Source organism: Proteus sp. LHD240705, from assembly GCF_047921555.1.
Lineage (GTDB): Bacteria > Pseudomonadota > Gammaproteobacteria > Enterobacterales > Enterobacteriaceae > Proteus.
The window spans coordinates 238,934-254,594 of record NZ_JBLRMI010000001.1 but is presented as its reverse complement, the minus strand read 5'-3'; the positions used below and the strand labels follow the sequence as shown (position 1 = coordinate 254,594).

Below are 15,661 nucleotides of genomic sequence, written 5' to 3'. Positions count from 1 at the left end.
TCTCAAATACGTTTTAGTTATTTCAAAGGTAAGAAGCGGTGCAGAGTACAAGAAAGCGGAGAGAGTGGCAATAAACTAGGCTGAATAAAATAAAGGTGATGCATTGTTATCCAGATCCAGCATAACGTGTTGATTACAACACACCCATTAAATCCTTAACCATAATGACTAATACCATTTCTATTTATTATTAATTGGAATTTAACCTTAGACTGTCCTGAAGGTTTACCCGTTATTTTAACGCCTAAAGGCACTGCATTTTCAGGAAATAGCACCGTACTTGCATTAAATACATCATCTGATAATGCCAAAGGTGTGGGCGTTGAAACACAGTACAGCGTTAATGGCAGTAATTGGACTACATTAGAATTAAATAAACGTAATACCGTGATTAGTGCTGCAAAAAATGAGGGTGAAGTAACATTGAATTTTAGAGGTTATTACAAACAAATGGAGAAGGACGTTTTTCCTGGAACAGCAAATGCCACGTTAGATCTTGAGATTGTTTATCAATAAAACGTTTATTAAGCCAAGCCATTAAGTTAATTCAGTAAGTTTTAATGGCTTGGCTAATTAATTACTTCTTACGTGAAAAAGCAGAAAAAGAGTGTGTCACTTTTTTAGCGCTAATTATTTTATCTAATTGTTGTTGCAACTGTTTATCATCCATTGTCGCGCGATCATGTTGACGAAGATGCTCAGCCCAAGAAGCCACCATAAAAGTTTCCATATAAGTTTGAGCGTTATTTTCCGTAATCGCATCAGATGAAACAAACAATCCCCATGAATAACCGCCATCTCTTAAACGAACCGTTTTTAGTCGATTCATTAAACTGAGAAATTGCTCACGGTGAATTGCTTCAATTTGATAATTGACGGTAATTAACACAGGGCCTTTATCTGTTGTGATCTCAATAAGTCCATCATCAAGAATAAAGTGTTCTGAATGCTGTAAGTTGATGTTGTCGTGTTCTAATTTGACACGCAAAACACATAACCAAACTAAAATAATCCCAACCATTGCACACAGTAACGCGATCGTCACTGAAGTATGTGAAGCGATTTGTCCCCAAACGAGAGATCCTAACGCCATAGAGCCTGAAAACACAGTTAAATAGAGTGCAAGACCTCTCGCACGAACCCAATTAGGTAATGCTGTTTGTGCGGAGACCATTAATGTGGAAAGGGTGATTATCCAACTAAATCCTGCAAGCATACTGGCGAAAATAGCGAGATATTTTGAAGTTGCACTGGCAAAAATAAATAACACCAAAGCTGTACCTATGGTGCCAAAAGCAATGAGTGTGCTGGTGCTAAATTTTTCACGTAATGTTGATAAGCTAAATGCGCCAACGACAGCACCAATACCAATGCTAGTCGTTAATAAACCGTATAATGTCGCATCACCTTGCAATGAGACACGAGCCACTAGCGGTAACATTGCCCAATAGGCACTTGCAAAAATAAAAAAGCTGGTGGCTCTTATAATCGTTTTTATCAACGCGGGGCTATAACGCGCATAACGTAAACCAGAGATCATTGCTGCCACAACAGATTCAGCAGGGAGTTTCTCTTCTTCTTTTTTCTCACCTTCCCACCACCAGACAGCAAGGATAATGGCGATAAAGCTCAAGGCATTAAGTAAAAATGGAAGATAAAGACCGACTTGAGAAATCAAAATACCTGCAAGTGCGGGGCCTATTGCACGGCTGATATTAATTCCCATACTGTTTAAGGCAATACCTGATTTTAATTCATGAGGCTCGACAATACTTGGCACAATAGCTTGCCATGCAGGGCCTAAAAACGCCGCACCAGAACCCAAAACAAAGGTAATTAATAATAACCAGCCAATACTGATAACATTGAAATAAACCAAAACAGCCAATAGAGTGGCAGCACAGAGCATTAAGATATTGACGAAAATAAGCAGTTTTCGTTTATCGAAAATATCAGCAATGGCTCCAGCTGGAAGTGCTAATAAGAAAACAGGTAATGTCGTCATGGCTTGAATAGCAGCAATCATAACGGGATCAGGGCTTAGGTTTGTCATCAACCAACCAGCACCCACATCATTCATCCAAGTACCAATATTAGAAAATAGCGTTGCCATCCATAATACGAAAAAAATGCGATTACGTAAGGGCGACCATGCAGAGGCGCGTTGCGTTGCCATCGTCTTATCTCTCTTTGTTTGAAATGGCCGGTAAATAAATTACCGACCATCGTTATCATAAAAATTAGAATGCAAAACAAGAACAGCCTAAAGCGCCCCAAAATGTATTATCATCTGAAATAGGAATGGATGATTGGCGAGCGATATCATGTTGATGCCCATGAACATGGCAGGCACCACAGCATTGATGTAACTGATTTAATACCGCTGTTTTTGTCTCTTGTTGTAAATAAGAATAATGACCTGGCACTTTGATCACAGGCGACCAATCTGGTAATACGGGAATAGACGGTGGTGTTAATGATGAAAAATCACCATTTGCATATACAATTTTTCCATCCACTACCGTTAAAAGTGATTCAATTGCTTTGATCTCGTTTTCTGGCACTCGAAAATAATCAGCAGAAAGGGCGATAAAATCGGCAAGTTGACCTGCTTTAATTTGACCTTTTTTACCTTGTTCATTGGAGAACCATGAACTCCCCATCGTCCATAACATAAGCGCTGTATCTCTTTCTAAACGATTATCGCCGTCATACATTTGCAGACCACCCACAGTACGCCCAGAAACTAACCAATAAAGCGCTGTCCACGGATTGTAACTAGCTACACGGGTTGCATCTGTACCTAATCCCACAGGCACTTCTGCATTTAGCATTTTGGCGATAGGCGGTGTTTGTTTCAGTGCTTTTGTACCATAACGTTGTGCAAAATATTCGCCTTGGAATGCCATACGATGTTGAATTGCTAATCCACCGCCAAGCGCTTTAACGCGTTCAATATTTTTCTCACTGATGGTTTCAGCATGATCAAAAAACCAATGTAATCCATCGAAAGGAATGTCTTTATTTACTTTTTCAAAGACATCTAACATACGACTAATAGATTCGTTATAAGTGGCATGTAAACGAAATGGCCAGCGATGTTCGACTAAATGACGGATCACTTTTTCTAATTCAGCTTCCATATTTTCAGGAAGATCAGGTCTTGGCTGTAAGAAGTCCTCAAAATCAGCCGCAGAAAAAACTAACATTTCACCCGCACCGTTATGACGATAAAAATCACTGCCATCACCAGGTGATACCATTGATGTCCATTGTTGGAAATCTTCAAATTCTTGTTTTGGTCTTTGGGTAAATAAATTATAAGCAATACGAATAGTTAATTGATTATTCTTGGCAAGCTCATCAACGACTTGATAATCTTCAGGATAATTTTGAAAACCACCACCCGCATCAATAGCGCTAGTTACACCAAGGCGGTTGAGTTCTCTCATAAATTGACGAGTTGAATTCACTTGATATTCAAGGGGTAATTTAGGGCCTTTTGCTAATGCAGAATAGAGCAACATAGCGTTGGGTTTTGCTATCAACAATCCAGTAGGGTTGCCATGTTCATCACGCTGAATTTCGCCTCCCGGTGGATTGGGTGTCTCTTTGGTATAACCAATCGCACGTAAAGCGGCTTTGTTTAGCAATGCACTGTCATAGAGGTGTAATACAAAAACTGGCGTATCAGGAGAAACCGCATTTATTTCATCTAGCGTTGGCATACGGCGCTCTGCAAATTGAAATTCGCTCCAACCACCAACAACACGCACCCATTGCGGTGACGGTGTCACTTGTGCTTGTGCCTTTAACATCTCAAGAGCAATAGAAAGCGAAGGTACGCCTTCCCACCGTAATTCAAGGTTATAATTTAATCCACCGCGAATAAGGTGAAGATGCGAGTCATTAAGCCCAGGAATAATAATGTGTTTTTTTAGATCAATGATTTTTGTTTCTGCATTTTGAAACTGCATCGCTTCATCATTTGAGCCAATAAAAAGAAATTTACCTTGATAGACGGCTATCGCTTGAGCGATAGGATTTTCTCTATCAAGAGTATGGATCTCACCATTGATAAATATTTCAGTCGCGAAAGTTTTATTCATGATTTTTGATTTCCTATTTAAAAGGAATTAACCCTTTATTAAATAAAAGGTGTGAGCGTACCGCGCTTTATTAGCAATACAGATAACTATTTCTTTTTAAAATGAATTAAAGATATGAAAGTAAGTTTTTTTATGTTTATTCCAGCAGGTTTATTAAATTGTAGCTCAAGTTTATTTCATTACCATTTAAAACATTTGCTTTAAGGGATCAAAAAAAATGAACAAGATAGAGATGAGGTAATTAGTTGATATTTAATTGAATATCTATTATTTAAAACCTATTCATTTGAATTATCAATGTAGGATAAGCATTCACAATTTAATACCGTTATCGATTTGTTCTTTAATGTAATCGCTTTAATACTCACTAAATGTGCTAAAGCGCGGTTTAATTGTCTGGTTGAGATCCCAAGCATTGCCGCTAATGGATCTCTTTTTTCTAATTGAAAAGAGAGTCCTTCTTGCTGAGTTTTAAAAAATAAATATCGGCGTAATTTAAATTCTGAAGAATAGGGGGATTGAGAGTGTTTTAACGATGATTGATAAAGTTTTTGGCTTAATTGTTGGCAAATAAAGGTCAAAAAATTTGCATCTTGTAATGCTTTTTGTCTGACAATAGAAAGTGGTAACGCTAATAAATAAGAAGGTACTAAGGCTTGTACAGTACTAAACACCATTTCATCTTTGGCTGAGAAAAGCTCTAAATCGCCAATAACACAGAAAGCTTGTTCAAAAGAAAAAACCACATGCTCACCATTTATTTCGTAGCGTTCAATCTGTAATTTTCCTTCCACTAAGCAGTATAAATGTGTTGCTTGGCTATTTTGCGTTATTAAGTATTCTCCTTTTTTCACTTCCATTAATCGCATAGAAGATAACAACGCATTAGATAAATAAGTATCGAGTTGATGCATTAAAATAAAAGCGTTACGTTTTTGTTCATCATTAACTATTTTCACTTTTATTTTCCTTTCGTAATGAAGATCCAATTTATTATCGAAAATAGCATACTTTTCAAAAAATGACATATGTCCTTTTTTAGGCTGGTAGAGCTTATTACTATCATGATATTCCTAATATTTAGAGCCTATATTGATGACATTTAATCCTAGTTTATTACCTAAAGTTGAGCTTCATGTGCATTTAGATACCTGTTTAAGCTATTTTTATATTAAACAGCTAGATCCAACAATAAGCATTGACGAGTTTAATCAGCAATTTGTTGCTCATAAACCTTGTTTTGATTTGGGCGATTTTTTAAGTAAAGTCACACCACAAATTGATATTTTGCAGACAAAATCTGCAATTACACTGGCTGTTGACGATCTGTTTTATCAGTTGAAAGCAGACAATGTTATTTACGCTGAGATACGTTTTGCCCCGTTATTACACACAAAACAAGGCTTAACAGATAAAGAAGTCGTTGAAGTTGTTATTTCTGCAATGAATGAAGCATCTCAAAAATATGATATTAAAGCTGGATTAATTTTATGCACACTACGTCATTTTGGTGTATTAGAGAGTCAGGAAACCGCTAAATTGGTTGTGGAATACCTTCATAAAGGCGTGGTTGCCCTTGATTTAGCCGCTGACGAAGCACGTTTCCCTTTAGATAATCATATTGCTGCTTTTGATTATGTTAAAAAAGCAGGAGGTAATTTAATTGCTCATGCAGGGGAAGCGAAAGGCGCTGAAAGCGTTACTGAAACATTGGATAAATTGCAAGTTACTCGAATTGGTCATGGTGTAAGAAGTATTGAAGATAGTGAAGTAATTAACAGGCTTAGATCTCAGAATATATTATTAGAAGTTTGTCCAAGCTTGTAATATTATCTGCAATATATATGAGCAAATAGACCAACACCCAGTTAATCAGCTAAAAAAGCAGGGTGTTAAATTAAATATTAATACCGATGCGCGAACGGTTGCCAATACTTCATTAAATAAAGAGTATCAGTTATTGCATGATGTTTTTGGTTGGAGCGAAAAAGACTTTCAGCAATGTAATATCGATGCTCTTAATGCCAGTTTTATTTCCAATAACGTTCGTGAAAAACTAATGGATAAGCTAAACGGCTTTTACGCAAAATAGCAATTCACGCATCATAATCATAAGAAAGAACACTTTTATTTTTAAGGTGTTCTTTCTATTACAAGGGTGGTTAATAAAACATCAAGGATACAGGGAAGTCACCATCAGCGAAAAAGGCTATAAAATATTTGCTCAGTATTTTAATGTAAAAAGGTAAGGAGAAGGTTTGATACGAAATTGGCCATTATGTGGGGGTATTAATAAGGTTCACAAAGTCTGAGTTTATACATTGAATTCAATTTAACATAATATACATTATGCGAACTTTGGTGTCCAAATACGGATAGGCATTGAAATCTCTGTTTTTGGCTGGTTGATGATGTTGGTTGATTCTTAACTTAACACTTATTTACCAATGCTTTTTCTAAAGCTTGAATATAGTTTTGTTTTTTCTTCAAAGCTACAAACATTCCCCTGACAGTTATTAACTACCATTTGACGCCAAACAAAAATATCACAATGCATTACTTCTATAATTACCAACTTACTCATTGATACAGATGTGGTCACATGGTTAACAAACTGAATCTTAACTGGCCTGAATTTTTAGAAAAATACTGGCAAAAAAAACCTGTTGTACTGAAAAACGCATTTCCTGATTTTGTTGATCCTATCACACCAGATGAACTGGCTGGTCTTGCAATGGAACCAGAAATCGACAGCCGCCTTGTTAGCCTCACTGGCAACAAATGGGAAGCAAGTCACGGTCCGTTTGAAGACTTCAGCGAATTAGGCGAAGAAGGATGGTCACTGCTAGTTCAAGCTGTCAACCATTGGCATATGCCAGCAGCTGAACTGGTGAAACCATTTCGAGTGTTGCCTGAATGGCGTCTTGACGACCTGATGATCTCCTATTCAGTGCCGGGAGGTGGTGTCGGACCACATATTGATAACTATCATGTTTTTATCATTCAAGGGATGGGACGTCGTCGCTGGCGTGTGGGTGATGCCCTGCCAATGCGCCAGTTCTGCCCTCATCCCGCATTACTGCATGTTGATCCGTTTGAGCCAATTATTGATGTGGAAATGGCACCAGGAGATATTTTATATATCCCGCCTGGATTCCCTCACGATGGCTTCACCTTTGAAGATACCATGAATTATTCTGTCGGCTTTCGTGGACCAAATGGCCGTGATTTGCTGAGTAGCTTTGCAGACTATGCACTAGAACAAGATCTGGGTGGGATCAATTATGGCGATCCAAACCTGACAGTACGCGACAATGCAGGAATAATGGAAGCTCATGAAGTTGAACGCCTGCGCGCCATGATGATTGAGATGATCAACAAGCCCGGTGATTTTGAACAGTGGTTAGGCCGTTTTGCAACTACACCGCGTCATGAACTAGATATTGCACCTTCAGAACCACCTTATCAGCCAGAAGAAGTACTGAATGCGTTGAATGACGGTGAAAAACTGATCCGATTAAGCGGACTGCGCGTTCTACGCATCGGAGAAAATTTCTTTGTGAATACAGAAGCTTGGGCCACCAAAGAAACGAAGGGAGCAGATGCATTATGCCAGTTTACAGAAGTTGGAGCAGATCGACTTGGTGAAGCATTGAAGAACCCAGCCTTTGTTGCGGAATTAACCGAATTTATCAATCAAGGATATTGGTACTTCGAAGAATAAGCGATATTTGCTGAATATGATAAAACACCTGCTTGCGGGTGTTTTATTTTGTCATTTCCGCCCTCCTTCTTTCTCAAATCAGATGGTGTTGGCTTCTTAATTGCCATAAGAAAACCTCGTCTTAACGAGGCTTCTATTACTGTAAAATACCGTAAAAATAGTTAATAGACTCTTTTATATCAGCCTATTCCCTTTTTCATCGACAACATTTTGTCCATCTTCTTTTGAAAAGGCACCTTTCTGTGCTTTTGGAAGAATATCCAAAACGACTTCTGAAGGGCGGCATAACCGAGTTCCTAATGGTGTCACAACAATAGGTCTATTGATTAATATTGGATATTGCAGCATATAATCAATAAGTTGCTCATCAGTAGCATCAATATGACCAAGACCTAATTTATCATAAGGTTCAACATTCTTTCGTAATAATGCTCGAACTGAAATATTCATATCAGCAATGATTTTTTCTAAAATCTGTTTAGATGGTGGTGTGTCTAGATAATGGATAATTTCAGGCTCTATTCCACTATTTCGGATCATTTCAAGCGTATTGCGAGAAGTACCACAATTTGGATTATGATAGATTGTAATATTGCTCATAATGTCACCATCAATTTATTAACGTAAGTCTAAGTACTAAAGCAATTAATGTTACTGTCAGCACTGGGATAGTCATAATAATGCCCGTTTTGAAATAATAGCCCCATGTAATGGTCATATTTTTTTGTGATAATACATGTAGCCACAATAAAGTTGCTAAACTTCCTATTGGTGTAATTTTTGGACCGAGATCTGCACCAATGACATTGGCATAAATCATCGCTTCTTTAATTAAACCCGTCGCATTGCTACCTTCAATAGATAAAGCACCTACAAGAACAGTTGGCATATTGTTCATAATTGAAGATAAAAATGCGGTAATAAACCCTGTTCCTAATGTCGCTTCCCATATTCCTTTTTCTGCCAATGTGTTGAGTACTTCTGATAGATAATGAGTCAAACCCTCATTGCGTAATCCATAAACAACAAGGTACATACCAAGGGAGAAAATCACGATTTGCCAAGGTGCTTCTCGTAAAACTTTTCGAGTATTAATCGCCTTTCCTTGTGCCGCGACAAACCACAAAATTACGGCACCAACAGCTGCAATGGCACTAATCGGAATACCCAACGGTTCCAGTATGAAAAAACCAAGCAATAAAAGAAGCAATACCAACCAACCTGCTCTAAATGTTTTCACATCTTTAATCGCTGTCGCAGGCATCGCTAATTTAGAGGTGTCATATTGCTGAGGAATATCTTTGCGGAAAAACCAATGCAACATAATTAATGTCGCGATAATAGCGGCAATATCAACCGGAACCATCACTGAGGCATATTCCGTAAATCCGATATTAAAGAAATCAGCAGAGACGATATTGACTAAATTTGAAACAATTAAAGGCAAACTTGCGGTATCTGCAATAAATCCTGCCGCCATAACAAAAGCCAATGTTGTGCCTTTACTAAATCCAAGAGCGAGCAACATTGCAATCACAATGGGTGTTAAAATAAGTGCAGCGCCATCGTTGGCAAACAGTGCAGCAACGGATGCACCTAGCAGGATAATATAGCTAAATAAAAGACGACCCTTACCACCGCCCCATTTTGCAACATGAAGTGCTGCCCATTCAAAAAAGCCACTTTCATCCAAAATCAGACTGATAATAATAACAGCAACAAATGTGGCAGTTGCATTCCAGACGATATTCCAAACTACAGGAATATCTTGAAGATGAATGACACCTAACAGTAGTGCAACTAGTGCACCCGCGGTTGCACTCCAGCCGATACCTAAACCTTTAGGTTGCCAAATAACAAAAGTGATTGTTAGGACAAATATTAATACTGCAATAAACATAAAAACCTCTTTCAGAAGACTTATCTTCTAGTTTTTCATATCTGTTTTTTCATATATATAAAATTAAAAAATTTTATTCAGAGCAGCAACTAACCGCTCCTTTCTTTTCAATAGTTCTAAGCAAATCTGCTATTTTATTTTTCTCTGTCGCGTAGGTGATTTCAATAATATTTTTCACCCACGGTAATAATGTGGGAGATAAACGATAATGAACCCATTTTCCATGTTTAGAATCAAGCAATATCCCACTTTCCCGCAACATAGCTAAGTGGCGAGAAGTCTTCGGCTGGGATAAGTTTAGGGCTGTATAGATGTCACAAACACACAACTCGCCAGATGCTTTAAGTAGCAACACAATATCTAGCCTTGTTTGATCACTTAATACCTTAAATAATTGCAATGGTTCCATATTTGCTCCTCTCTTTAGATTAGCTAAATTACACTTGCAAAATATATCTGTCAAATCATATGTGTTTTAATGATTACTTTTGCAATCACCTTTCCACACAGGAAGCATACCCTGTTGACTTATATCAAATGAAACAAAGTTAAGCGAATCGATTCACCTTATTGATGAGATACTTCTCTTGACTTAATAACCAATGGGGTGAGAATGCACTAATACTTTAATTTTTCCTTATATGGCTGAAATGGCACTTAAAGACGGCATATAGCTGTATCTGTATCCCCTTACTTCCATTCGCTAAAAAATGCAGCGACGACATATTTCTTCATTATTTTTCAAAGCACATTTTCGATGAGTATATTAATGGCGGAGGAGCCAAAGGCGGCGGTGTATTATATATAATGGTGTTAATTCCATTAGTCATACCGTTAGCAATAGGATATTTTGTCTATCAAATTAAAAAGCATAGAAAACAAAGTTAATGAGTTTTCTTTTCATCGCTGTTAGTGAATAATTGGGAACTTCTTCGCTTTTCAAAACAGGATGATCAACGTTTAGATGCCTTATTTAATAATCATCTCTAATTATCCTAAAAGGTGATTATTATTCGCGATATTTCTTTATGTGTGGATGTATGTAATAAAAAATCATAAGCAAATAATCAATTAATAACTTTGCACTCTTTATATATTAATTTAGCCATCTTACCCATATATGTATTTATCTATTTTTATTTATCGATATAATCTAAGAGCTTATCTTTATAAAAAATATCATAACTCATTGTGTGCTTTATATTTGACAAGGAAAATAAATCATGAAAAATAATATGATGTCTTTTACTTCGGCATTATGTTGGCTAAGTTTTTGGTTCGGTGCCGTTCTTGTTGGTGCATCATGGTTATATGCAAGGTTACAAGAAAAGGTATTTCTAACTGGATTAGATAAAGGATTTTTAGAGTTAACATCACCAGATAGCACTGTCGCATTAATGTTATCGATTGGTATTATGATGGTTGCTTTAGGTTTGATTTATGTTCCTTTATATTACTCAGCCATGTTTATCGGTAATACCGTGGCTATTTTAAGTAGAAAACCAATTAGAATTTAATTCTACCTATTAAAGTATTTTAATATTTTATTGAACTATCTTTCGACTTAAAATAAAAAGAGCCTAAAGGATCTTGTTTAGGCTCTCTTTTTCTATGGTTATTAAAATACTTTAGATGGACAACATAATTTTTTTAGCCCTCTAAAAACCCATAATAATGAATGCCAAATCAGTAGTAAGATAATTAAATTAGCAAAGATAAATAGTGCCGTTGATAATAACTGCATAAAACGGCTATTAGATGCCATACTCATATTTAATGATGCTTTTGCTAACGCAGAGACACCAAAGGAAAAACTCCAAAATGGTAATGAAAATGACTGTTTAACAAACCAAGGGATTAATCTCACCATAAATAAAAGTTGTAATAGGCCATAGCCTAATAACATTTTAGCGAAGAAGTCGATATGATTATCATTGATAGCCAAATATGCACTACAGGCAACTAAAGCAGGAGCTAATTGAATACCAAATGAGAGCCGTGACTTCTCATCCATTAACCCTTCACTACGTATTCTGTTTAAAATAGCAGGTTCTAAACTTAACCAAGAAAATACGCCAGCGCCAAAAAATAGAATACCCAAATCATTAAATCCAAATGCACCACATGCCATAGCACAGATAAAGTTATTCGCCACTGTCGGTAAATATAATGCAGGTGTGGTTGCCATTTTAGGATATTCACCCTTCCATTGATAACCAATCAGCCAACTGGAATACGCTAACTGAGCAATCGCACCGAGGCTAAATAATACAAGAGAAAATAACGGTGAATAAGGACTTAAACCTATCGATACTAAAACTGTTGTTGCGGGAAATAAACTGGTAAATCCACTGGCAACGGGATGTTTAACTTCATCAAGAATAGCGTGTCGATGAAATAACCATTTGCCCAATAGAAATAACGTCAGTGTTAGCCAAACTAAACAACCCACACTAATAAATATTTCACCAATATAAGCTGGATAGTTATGCTCTTTAGCCGCATAGCGCCATGCCATACCCGTACCTATCATCCCCAGTACTACACCAAAATAGCCCGATGCAAATTGTGAAGACAGTATCTTAAATTTATTCATTAATATCATGCTGTTATCTTAACTCATATAAATGACATAGTGCATTGATGCTTTTCTTCTGAACATAGAATAATAATATAGATAATAAAAATTATTTTGATAAAGCGCATTTAAAATATAAGTTATGAATTATGACTCACTTTAAGAGTTTTCTCCCCTTATGTTCCCGAATATTCTGATGCTCGTATAAATACGATAACGATATCTTTATATTGCCCTTTATTTCGGAGTTTATAAAAATGAATATCACGTTAAAAAAGGTTGGAACACTGTGTGTCGCTTCTGTTCTGCTTTTTTCACTTGCGGGTTGTTCTAGCATGACAAAACGCGACCGTAATACAGCAATTGGAGCCGGTGCAGGTGCTATCGGTGGTGCTATTTTAACTGATGGTAGCGCATTGGGTACTATTGGTGGTGGCGTCTTAGGTGGCGTTATTGGTCATCAAGTTGGTAAAAAATAACTGATATTGTCTTATTCAGCTAGGCTGGGTTTGTTGCTCAATAAGCCCAGTCTCAGCATTGTTAATTGCTATATCTAATCCCTCTTATCTTACAGTTGAAAACAAAAATCTTACTTATTATTAAAGATAAAAATCTTTCATATAAGAAAAGGATCTTGTTTTTAGCCTGATTTATCACAAACCCTACTTTTAAACTTGACTCTTTCTAGTGATAGCCTTTTACTTTCAATTATTATAACTATCGAGGGTAATTAAATGATTATTTTTATCACGGGTGCTTCTGCTGGTTTTGGTGAAGCCATTGCTCGTCATTTTATCAGCCACGGACACAAAGTTATTGGTACAGCCCGTCGTTTGGATAAACTGAATAACTTGCATAAAGAGCTAGGTGAACAATTTTATCCATTACAGTTAGATGTGACAGATAAAAAAGCAGTCAGTGAGATTTACACTCAATTACCTGAAAAATGGCGCGAAATTGATGTGTTAGTCAATAATGCAGGATTAGCCCTAGGTTTAAATACCGCCGATAAAGCCAACCTTGATGACTGGGATACGATGATCGAGACAAATAATAAAGGTCTGGTTCATGTCACCCGCGCTATTCTTCCTTTTATGGTAGAAAGAAACAAAGGTCATGTTATTAATATCAGCTCAACAGCAGCTTCTTGGCCTTATATGGGCGGTAATGTTTATGGCGCCACTAAAGCATTTGTTAAACAATTTAGTTTAGGATTACGTGCTGATCTCCAAGGTAAAAAAGTTCGTGTGACCGATATTGAACCAGGACTTGTTGGTGGTACAGAGTTCTCATTAGTTCGTTTTAAAGGTGATAGTAATAAAGTTGAGCAAACTTATGCTAATGCAAATGCGTTAACACCTGAAGATGTGGCAGAAGCGGTATATTGGACAGCAACATTACCTGCTCATGTGAATATCAATACCCTAGAAATGATGCCTGTTAGCCAATCATTTGCTGGCTTAAGTGTTCATCGTCAGAGCTAAACGCACTGAAAACTCATATTTTATTAAAGCATCAGCTATAATTATTAAGATATAATAGTCATTGACAGTAATAGCGACATAACTTTAGAGGATAGCAACCATGATCAACACACTCACTAAGAAACAAGTTATCAGAACAATGGTGTTCTCCTTATTTCTTGGTTTATCAGTGTCTTCTTTTTCTTCTGTTGCCGCTTCCACTAATGTAACCATTAATGGTGATGGCTATGATAATGTCTTAGATAAAGAACAAGCTCGACAAATGAAAGAGGATTGGGATCAAAAGCGTGAGCTACGTACCCAAGTCAATCAGCGAGAAAAAATTGAATTTAATAAAGTAGATAAAGCCATTGATGAGCGGGATGCTTGTCTGAAAAGTGCAAACGTCTACGCTTATTGGGAGCCTGAAACTCGTCGTTGTTTAGACAGTAATACGGGTCGCCCTGTTAACCCATAAGAAAATCGTGTAAAACAGTGATGTTTTGCTTTGTAAAACAAGGAGTGATTGAAATGAAAAAATATGTATTTGCAGTAATGGCCACACTGGTTGCATTTGCACCTTTAGCCGCAAATGCGGGTTGTGATGAAGTCGTTGAGTCTATTCAACAAAAAATCGTTAATAATGGTGTGCCAGCCGCTAACTTTACTTTAACTGTCGTTGAAAACGACCAAGTTGCACAAACAGAAGGTAAAGTTGTTGGAACTTGCGAAAATGACAGCAAGAAAATCATCTATACTCGTCATTAATCTATAAGTTGATAAAATCTTGTGTTAAAAAAGGGCGCAATGTTAGCGCCCTTTTCCTTTCCACTGTTAATCAATGACTACTCTTCTGATTTATCTGATCCGCTCTATCTTATTTAGTCTTAATTTTATGTGCTATTTTTATCATTAGTATGTTTGCGACTAAATCAGAAAAAACAAAAACACCCAATGAATTTACTCATCAGGCATTTAAAAGTAACAAGTTTGGTATCGTTTAAAAACAGATAGCAATCCACTTCGTTACTTATTTATATTCTCTCTTAAGCAGGTACAGCGATTTCCAACTGACTTAAATCGAGGTAACAAGAGAGATCACGTTCTTCAGGACGTAACAAATACGGGATTTCACCAATCAGCGGTGCAGGAATATGCTGAGACAGCCTTTCCACAATTTTCGCGTAATAAGGTAATCCTGGATTTATTCTGTTCGCAACCCAACCTACTAATTTCAAACCATCATTGATAATAGATTGCGCTGTTAATATTGAGTGATTGACACAGCCTGGTTGAATACCAACAACCAAAACAACTGGGATTTGTTCTTTCACCACCCAATCAGAATAAAAAGTATTATCATCAAGCAGATAACGCCAACCACCATTACCTTCGATAACAACACACTCTGCTTTTTTACTTAAATTGTCGAGCTCATTTGAAATTTTATTAAAATCGATTTCATTTTCGCTAACATAACAATTATCAAGCAAAATAGGATTAATTTCGTCGTAGCGAACTTCAACTGGTGATGAATTATGAATAATCATAGCGTCACGATTACGTTCACCATCAGCCGTTTCATGTAATTCTGTTGCAATAGGCTTATAACCTACTGCCGTTGACCCGCCACGATTTAATGACTGAAGAAGTGCTCGGGTTACAACAGTTTTACCCACGTTGGTATCTGTCCCCGTAACAAAAAAGCGTGTTAACATATAATTTACTTCCGTTATGACAGATAAATCAGGTTCATAAAAAATGACAGAGATTAGAGTTTAGGGTAACACTGTTTCTGGTGGCTTGAGGTAGCTCAATTTTTTAGTTAATTGCTCAAAAATAGAGAATTCGTTAATGATCAATTGACGCATTTACGCATACAAAACA

17 protein-coding genes are annotated in these 15,661 nt (G+C 36.8%); 9 read left to right on the top strand and 8 right to left on the bottom strand.

What is annotated here, in order from left to right; all coding sequences use genetic code 11:
* Window positions 1-171: 171 nt before the first annotated feature.
* Window positions 172-516 carry a fimbrial protein gene (locus ACNART_RS01270; RefSeq protein WP_198619690.1) on the top strand — a complete coding sequence of 115 codons (345 nt, stop codon included), beginning with the start codon at window positions 172-174 and terminating at the stop codon, window positions 514-516.
* A 61-nt stretch (window positions 517-577) separates the two neighbouring features.
* Here ACNART_RS01270 and ACNART_RS01265 read toward each other — a convergent pair whose 3' ends face one another.
* The 3 genes from ACNART_RS01265 to ACNART_RS01255 all read right to left on the bottom strand — a co-directional run bounded on the left by ACNART_RS01265 (window position 578) and on the right by ACNART_RS01255 (window position 5,068).
* The gene (locus ACNART_RS01265; RefSeq protein ID WP_040133174.1) at window positions 578-2,176 is read right to left on the bottom strand and encodes an MFS transporter; all 1,599 of its coding nucleotides are present in this window, start codon (window positions 2,174-2,176) and stop codon (window positions 578-580) included.
* 64 nt (window positions 2,177-2,240) lie between these two features.
* The gene (locus ACNART_RS01260; RefSeq protein WP_368926772.1) at window positions 2,241-4,109 is read right to left on the bottom strand and encodes an amidohydrolase; all 1,869 of its coding nucleotides are present in this window, start codon (window positions 4,107-4,109) and stop codon (window positions 2,241-2,243) included.
* Window positions 4,110-4,387: 278 nt separating this feature from the next.
* The gene (locus ACNART_RS01255; protein WP_368926774.1) at window positions 4,388-5,068 is read right to left on the bottom strand and encodes a Crp/Fnr family transcriptional regulator; all 681 of its coding nucleotides are present in this window, start codon (window positions 5,066-5,068) and stop codon (window positions 4,388-4,390) included.
* A gap of 136 nt (window positions 5,069-5,204) precedes the next feature.
* On the opposite strand from ACNART_RS01255, the gene ACNART_RS01250 reads away from it, so the two are divergent.
* The 3 genes from ACNART_RS01250 to ACNART_RS01240 all read left to right on the top strand — a co-directional run bounded on the left by ACNART_RS01250 (window position 5,205) and on the right by ACNART_RS01240 (window position 7,833).
* Window positions 5,205-5,936 (top strand): adenosine deaminase, encoded by a 732-nt coding sequence (locus ACNART_RS01250; RefSeq protein ID WP_368926775.1) that lies wholly within the window; start codon window positions 5,205-5,207, stop codon window positions 5,934-5,936.
* Between the two features lies 1 nt (window position 5,937).
* A complete protein-coding gene (locus ACNART_RS01245; protein WP_416303435.1) occupies window positions 5,938-6,201 on the top strand; it encodes a hypothetical protein in 264 nt (87 codons plus the stop codon).
* A gap of 510 nt (window positions 6,202-6,711) precedes the next feature.
* A complete protein-coding gene (locus ACNART_RS01240) occupies window positions 6,712-7,833 on the top strand; it encodes a JmjC domain-containing protein (protein WP_416303410.1) in 1,122 nt (373 codons plus the stop codon).
* 174 nt (window positions 7,834-8,007) lie between these two features.
* On the opposite strand, the gene arsC is transcribed toward ACNART_RS01240, so the two are convergent.
* The 3 genes from arsC to ACNART_RS01225 form a co-directional block, all read right to left on the bottom strand.
* Window positions 8,008-8,433 (bottom strand): glutaredoxin-dependent arsenate reductase, encoded by a 426-nt coding sequence (gene arsC / locus ACNART_RS01235; protein WP_198619536.1) that lies wholly within the window; start codon window positions 8,431-8,433, stop codon window positions 8,008-8,010.
* 10 nt (window positions 8,434-8,443) lie between these two features.
* Entirely contained in the window at window positions 8,444-9,733 is a 1,290-nt protein-coding gene (locus ACNART_RS01230; RefSeq protein WP_198619537.1) for an arsenic transporter, read from the bottom strand.
* Between the two features lie 73 nt (window positions 9,734-9,806).
* The gene (locus ACNART_RS01225; protein WP_109374015.1) at window positions 9,807-10,142 is read right to left on the bottom strand and encodes a metalloregulator ArsR/SmtB family transcription factor; all 336 of its coding nucleotides are present in this window, start codon (window positions 10,140-10,142) and stop codon (window positions 9,807-9,809) included.
* Window positions 10,143-10,956: 814 nt separating this feature from the next.
* On the opposite strand from ACNART_RS01225, the gene ACNART_RS01220 reads away from it, so the two are divergent.
* On the top strand, window positions 10,957-11,250 hold the full coding sequence (locus tag ACNART_RS01220; RefSeq protein WP_109374013.1) for a hypothetical protein: 294 nt from the start codon (window positions 10,957-10,959) through the stop codon (window positions 11,248-11,250).
* A 101-nt stretch (window positions 11,251-11,351) separates the two neighbouring features.
* Here the strand turns inward: ACNART_RS01220 and tehA are convergent, their stop codons facing one another.
* Window positions 11,352-12,329: a dicarboxylate transporter/tellurite-resistance protein TehA gene (gene tehA, locus ACNART_RS01215; protein WP_232797445.1), complete on the bottom strand. Its 978-nt coding sequence runs from the start codon at window positions 12,327-12,329 to the stop codon at window positions 11,352-11,354.
* A gap of 239 nt (window positions 12,330-12,568) precedes the next feature.
* On the opposite strand from tehA, the gene osmB reads away from it, so the two are divergent.
* From osmB to ACNART_RS01195, 4 genes are all read left to right on the top strand, one after another.
* Window positions 12,569-12,790, top strand: coding sequence for an osmotically-inducible lipoprotein OsmB (gene osmB, locus ACNART_RS01210; RefSeq protein WP_109374011.1), 222 nt, complete (start codon window positions 12,569-12,571; stop codon window positions 12,788-12,790).
* A gap of 255 nt (window positions 12,791-13,045) precedes the next feature.
* Window positions 13,046-13,795, top strand: a complete 750-nt coding sequence (gene ydfG, locus ACNART_RS01205; RefSeq protein ID WP_109374010.1) for a bifunctional NADP-dependent 3-hydroxy acid dehydrogenase/3-hydroxypropionate dehydrogenase YdfG — start codon at window positions 13,046-13,048, stop codon at window positions 13,793-13,795.
* Between the two features lie 100 nt (window positions 13,796-13,895).
* Window positions 13,896-14,252, top strand: coding sequence for a DUF1283 family protein (locus tag ACNART_RS01200; RefSeq protein ID WP_088495660.1), 357 nt, complete (start codon window positions 13,896-13,898; stop codon window positions 14,250-14,252).
* 53 nt (window positions 14,253-14,305) lie between these two features.
* Window positions 14,306-14,542: a DUF1161 domain-containing protein gene (locus tag ACNART_RS01195; protein ID WP_099075341.1), complete on the top strand. Its 237-nt coding sequence runs from the start codon at window positions 14,306-14,308 to the stop codon at window positions 14,540-14,542.
* Between the two features lie 278 nt (window positions 14,543-14,820).
* Here the strand turns inward: ACNART_RS01195 and bioD are convergent, their stop codons facing one another.
* Complete coding sequence (gene bioD / locus ACNART_RS01190; RefSeq protein WP_072068031.1) at window positions 14,821-15,492, bottom strand: dethiobiotin synthase; 672 nt, start codon at window positions 15,490-15,492, stop codon at window positions 14,821-14,823.
* Between the last annotated feature and the right edge of the window lie 169 nt (window positions 15,493-15,661).

Bases quoted from the DNA above. Each gene is read 5' to 3' on its own strand.
- ACNART_RS01220 (WP_109374013.1), top strand. From the start codon at position 10,957: ATGAAAAATAATATGATGTCTTTTACTTCGGCATTATGTTGGCTAAGT.
- ydfG (WP_109374010.1), top strand. From the start codon at position 13,046: ATGATTATTTTTATCACGGGTGCTTCTGCTGGTTTTGGTGAAGCCATT.
- ACNART_RS01260 (WP_368926772.1), bottom strand. From the start codon at position 4,109: ATGAATAAAACTTTCGCGACTGAAATATTTATCAATGGTGAGATCCAT.
- ACNART_RS01240 (WP_416303410.1), top strand. From the start codon at position 6,712: ATGGTTAACAAACTGAATCTTAACTGGCCTGAATTTTTAGAAAAATAC.
- ACNART_RS01265 (WP_040133174.1), bottom strand. From the start codon at position 2,176: ATGGCAACGCAACGCGCCTCTGCATGGTCGCCCTTACGTAATCGCATT.
- osmB (WP_109374011.1), top strand. From the start codon at position 12,569: ATGAATATCACGTTAAAAAAGGTTGGAACACTGTGTGTCGCTTCTGTT.
- tehA (WP_232797445.1), bottom strand. From the start codon at position 12,329: ATGAATAAATTTAAGATACTGTCTTCACAATTTGCATCGGGCTATTTT.
- ACNART_RS01200 (WP_088495660.1), top strand. From the start codon at position 13,896: ATGATCAACACACTCACTAAGAAACAAGTTATCAGAACAATGGTGTTC.
- arsC (WP_198619536.1), bottom strand. From the start codon at position 8,433: ATGAGCAATATTACAATCTATCATAATCCAAATTGTGGTACTTCTCGC.
- ACNART_RS01195 (WP_099075341.1), top strand. From the start codon at position 14,306: ATGAAAAAATATGTATTTGCAGTAATGGCCACACTGGTTGCATTTGCA.
- ACNART_RS01250 (WP_368926775.1), top strand. From the start codon at position 5,205: ATGACATTTAATCCTAGTTTATTACCTAAAGTTGAGCTTCATGTGCAT.
- ACNART_RS01225 (WP_109374015.1), bottom strand. From the start codon at position 10,142: ATGGAACCATTGCAATTATTTAAGGTATTAAGTGATCAAACAAGGCTA.
- bioD (WP_072068031.1), bottom strand. From the start codon at position 15,492: ATGTTAACACGCTTTTTTGTTACGGGGACAGATACCAACGTGGGTAAA.
- ACNART_RS01230 (WP_198619537.1), bottom strand. From the start codon at position 9,733: ATGTTTATTGCAGTATTAATATTTGTCCTAACAATCACTTTTGTTATT.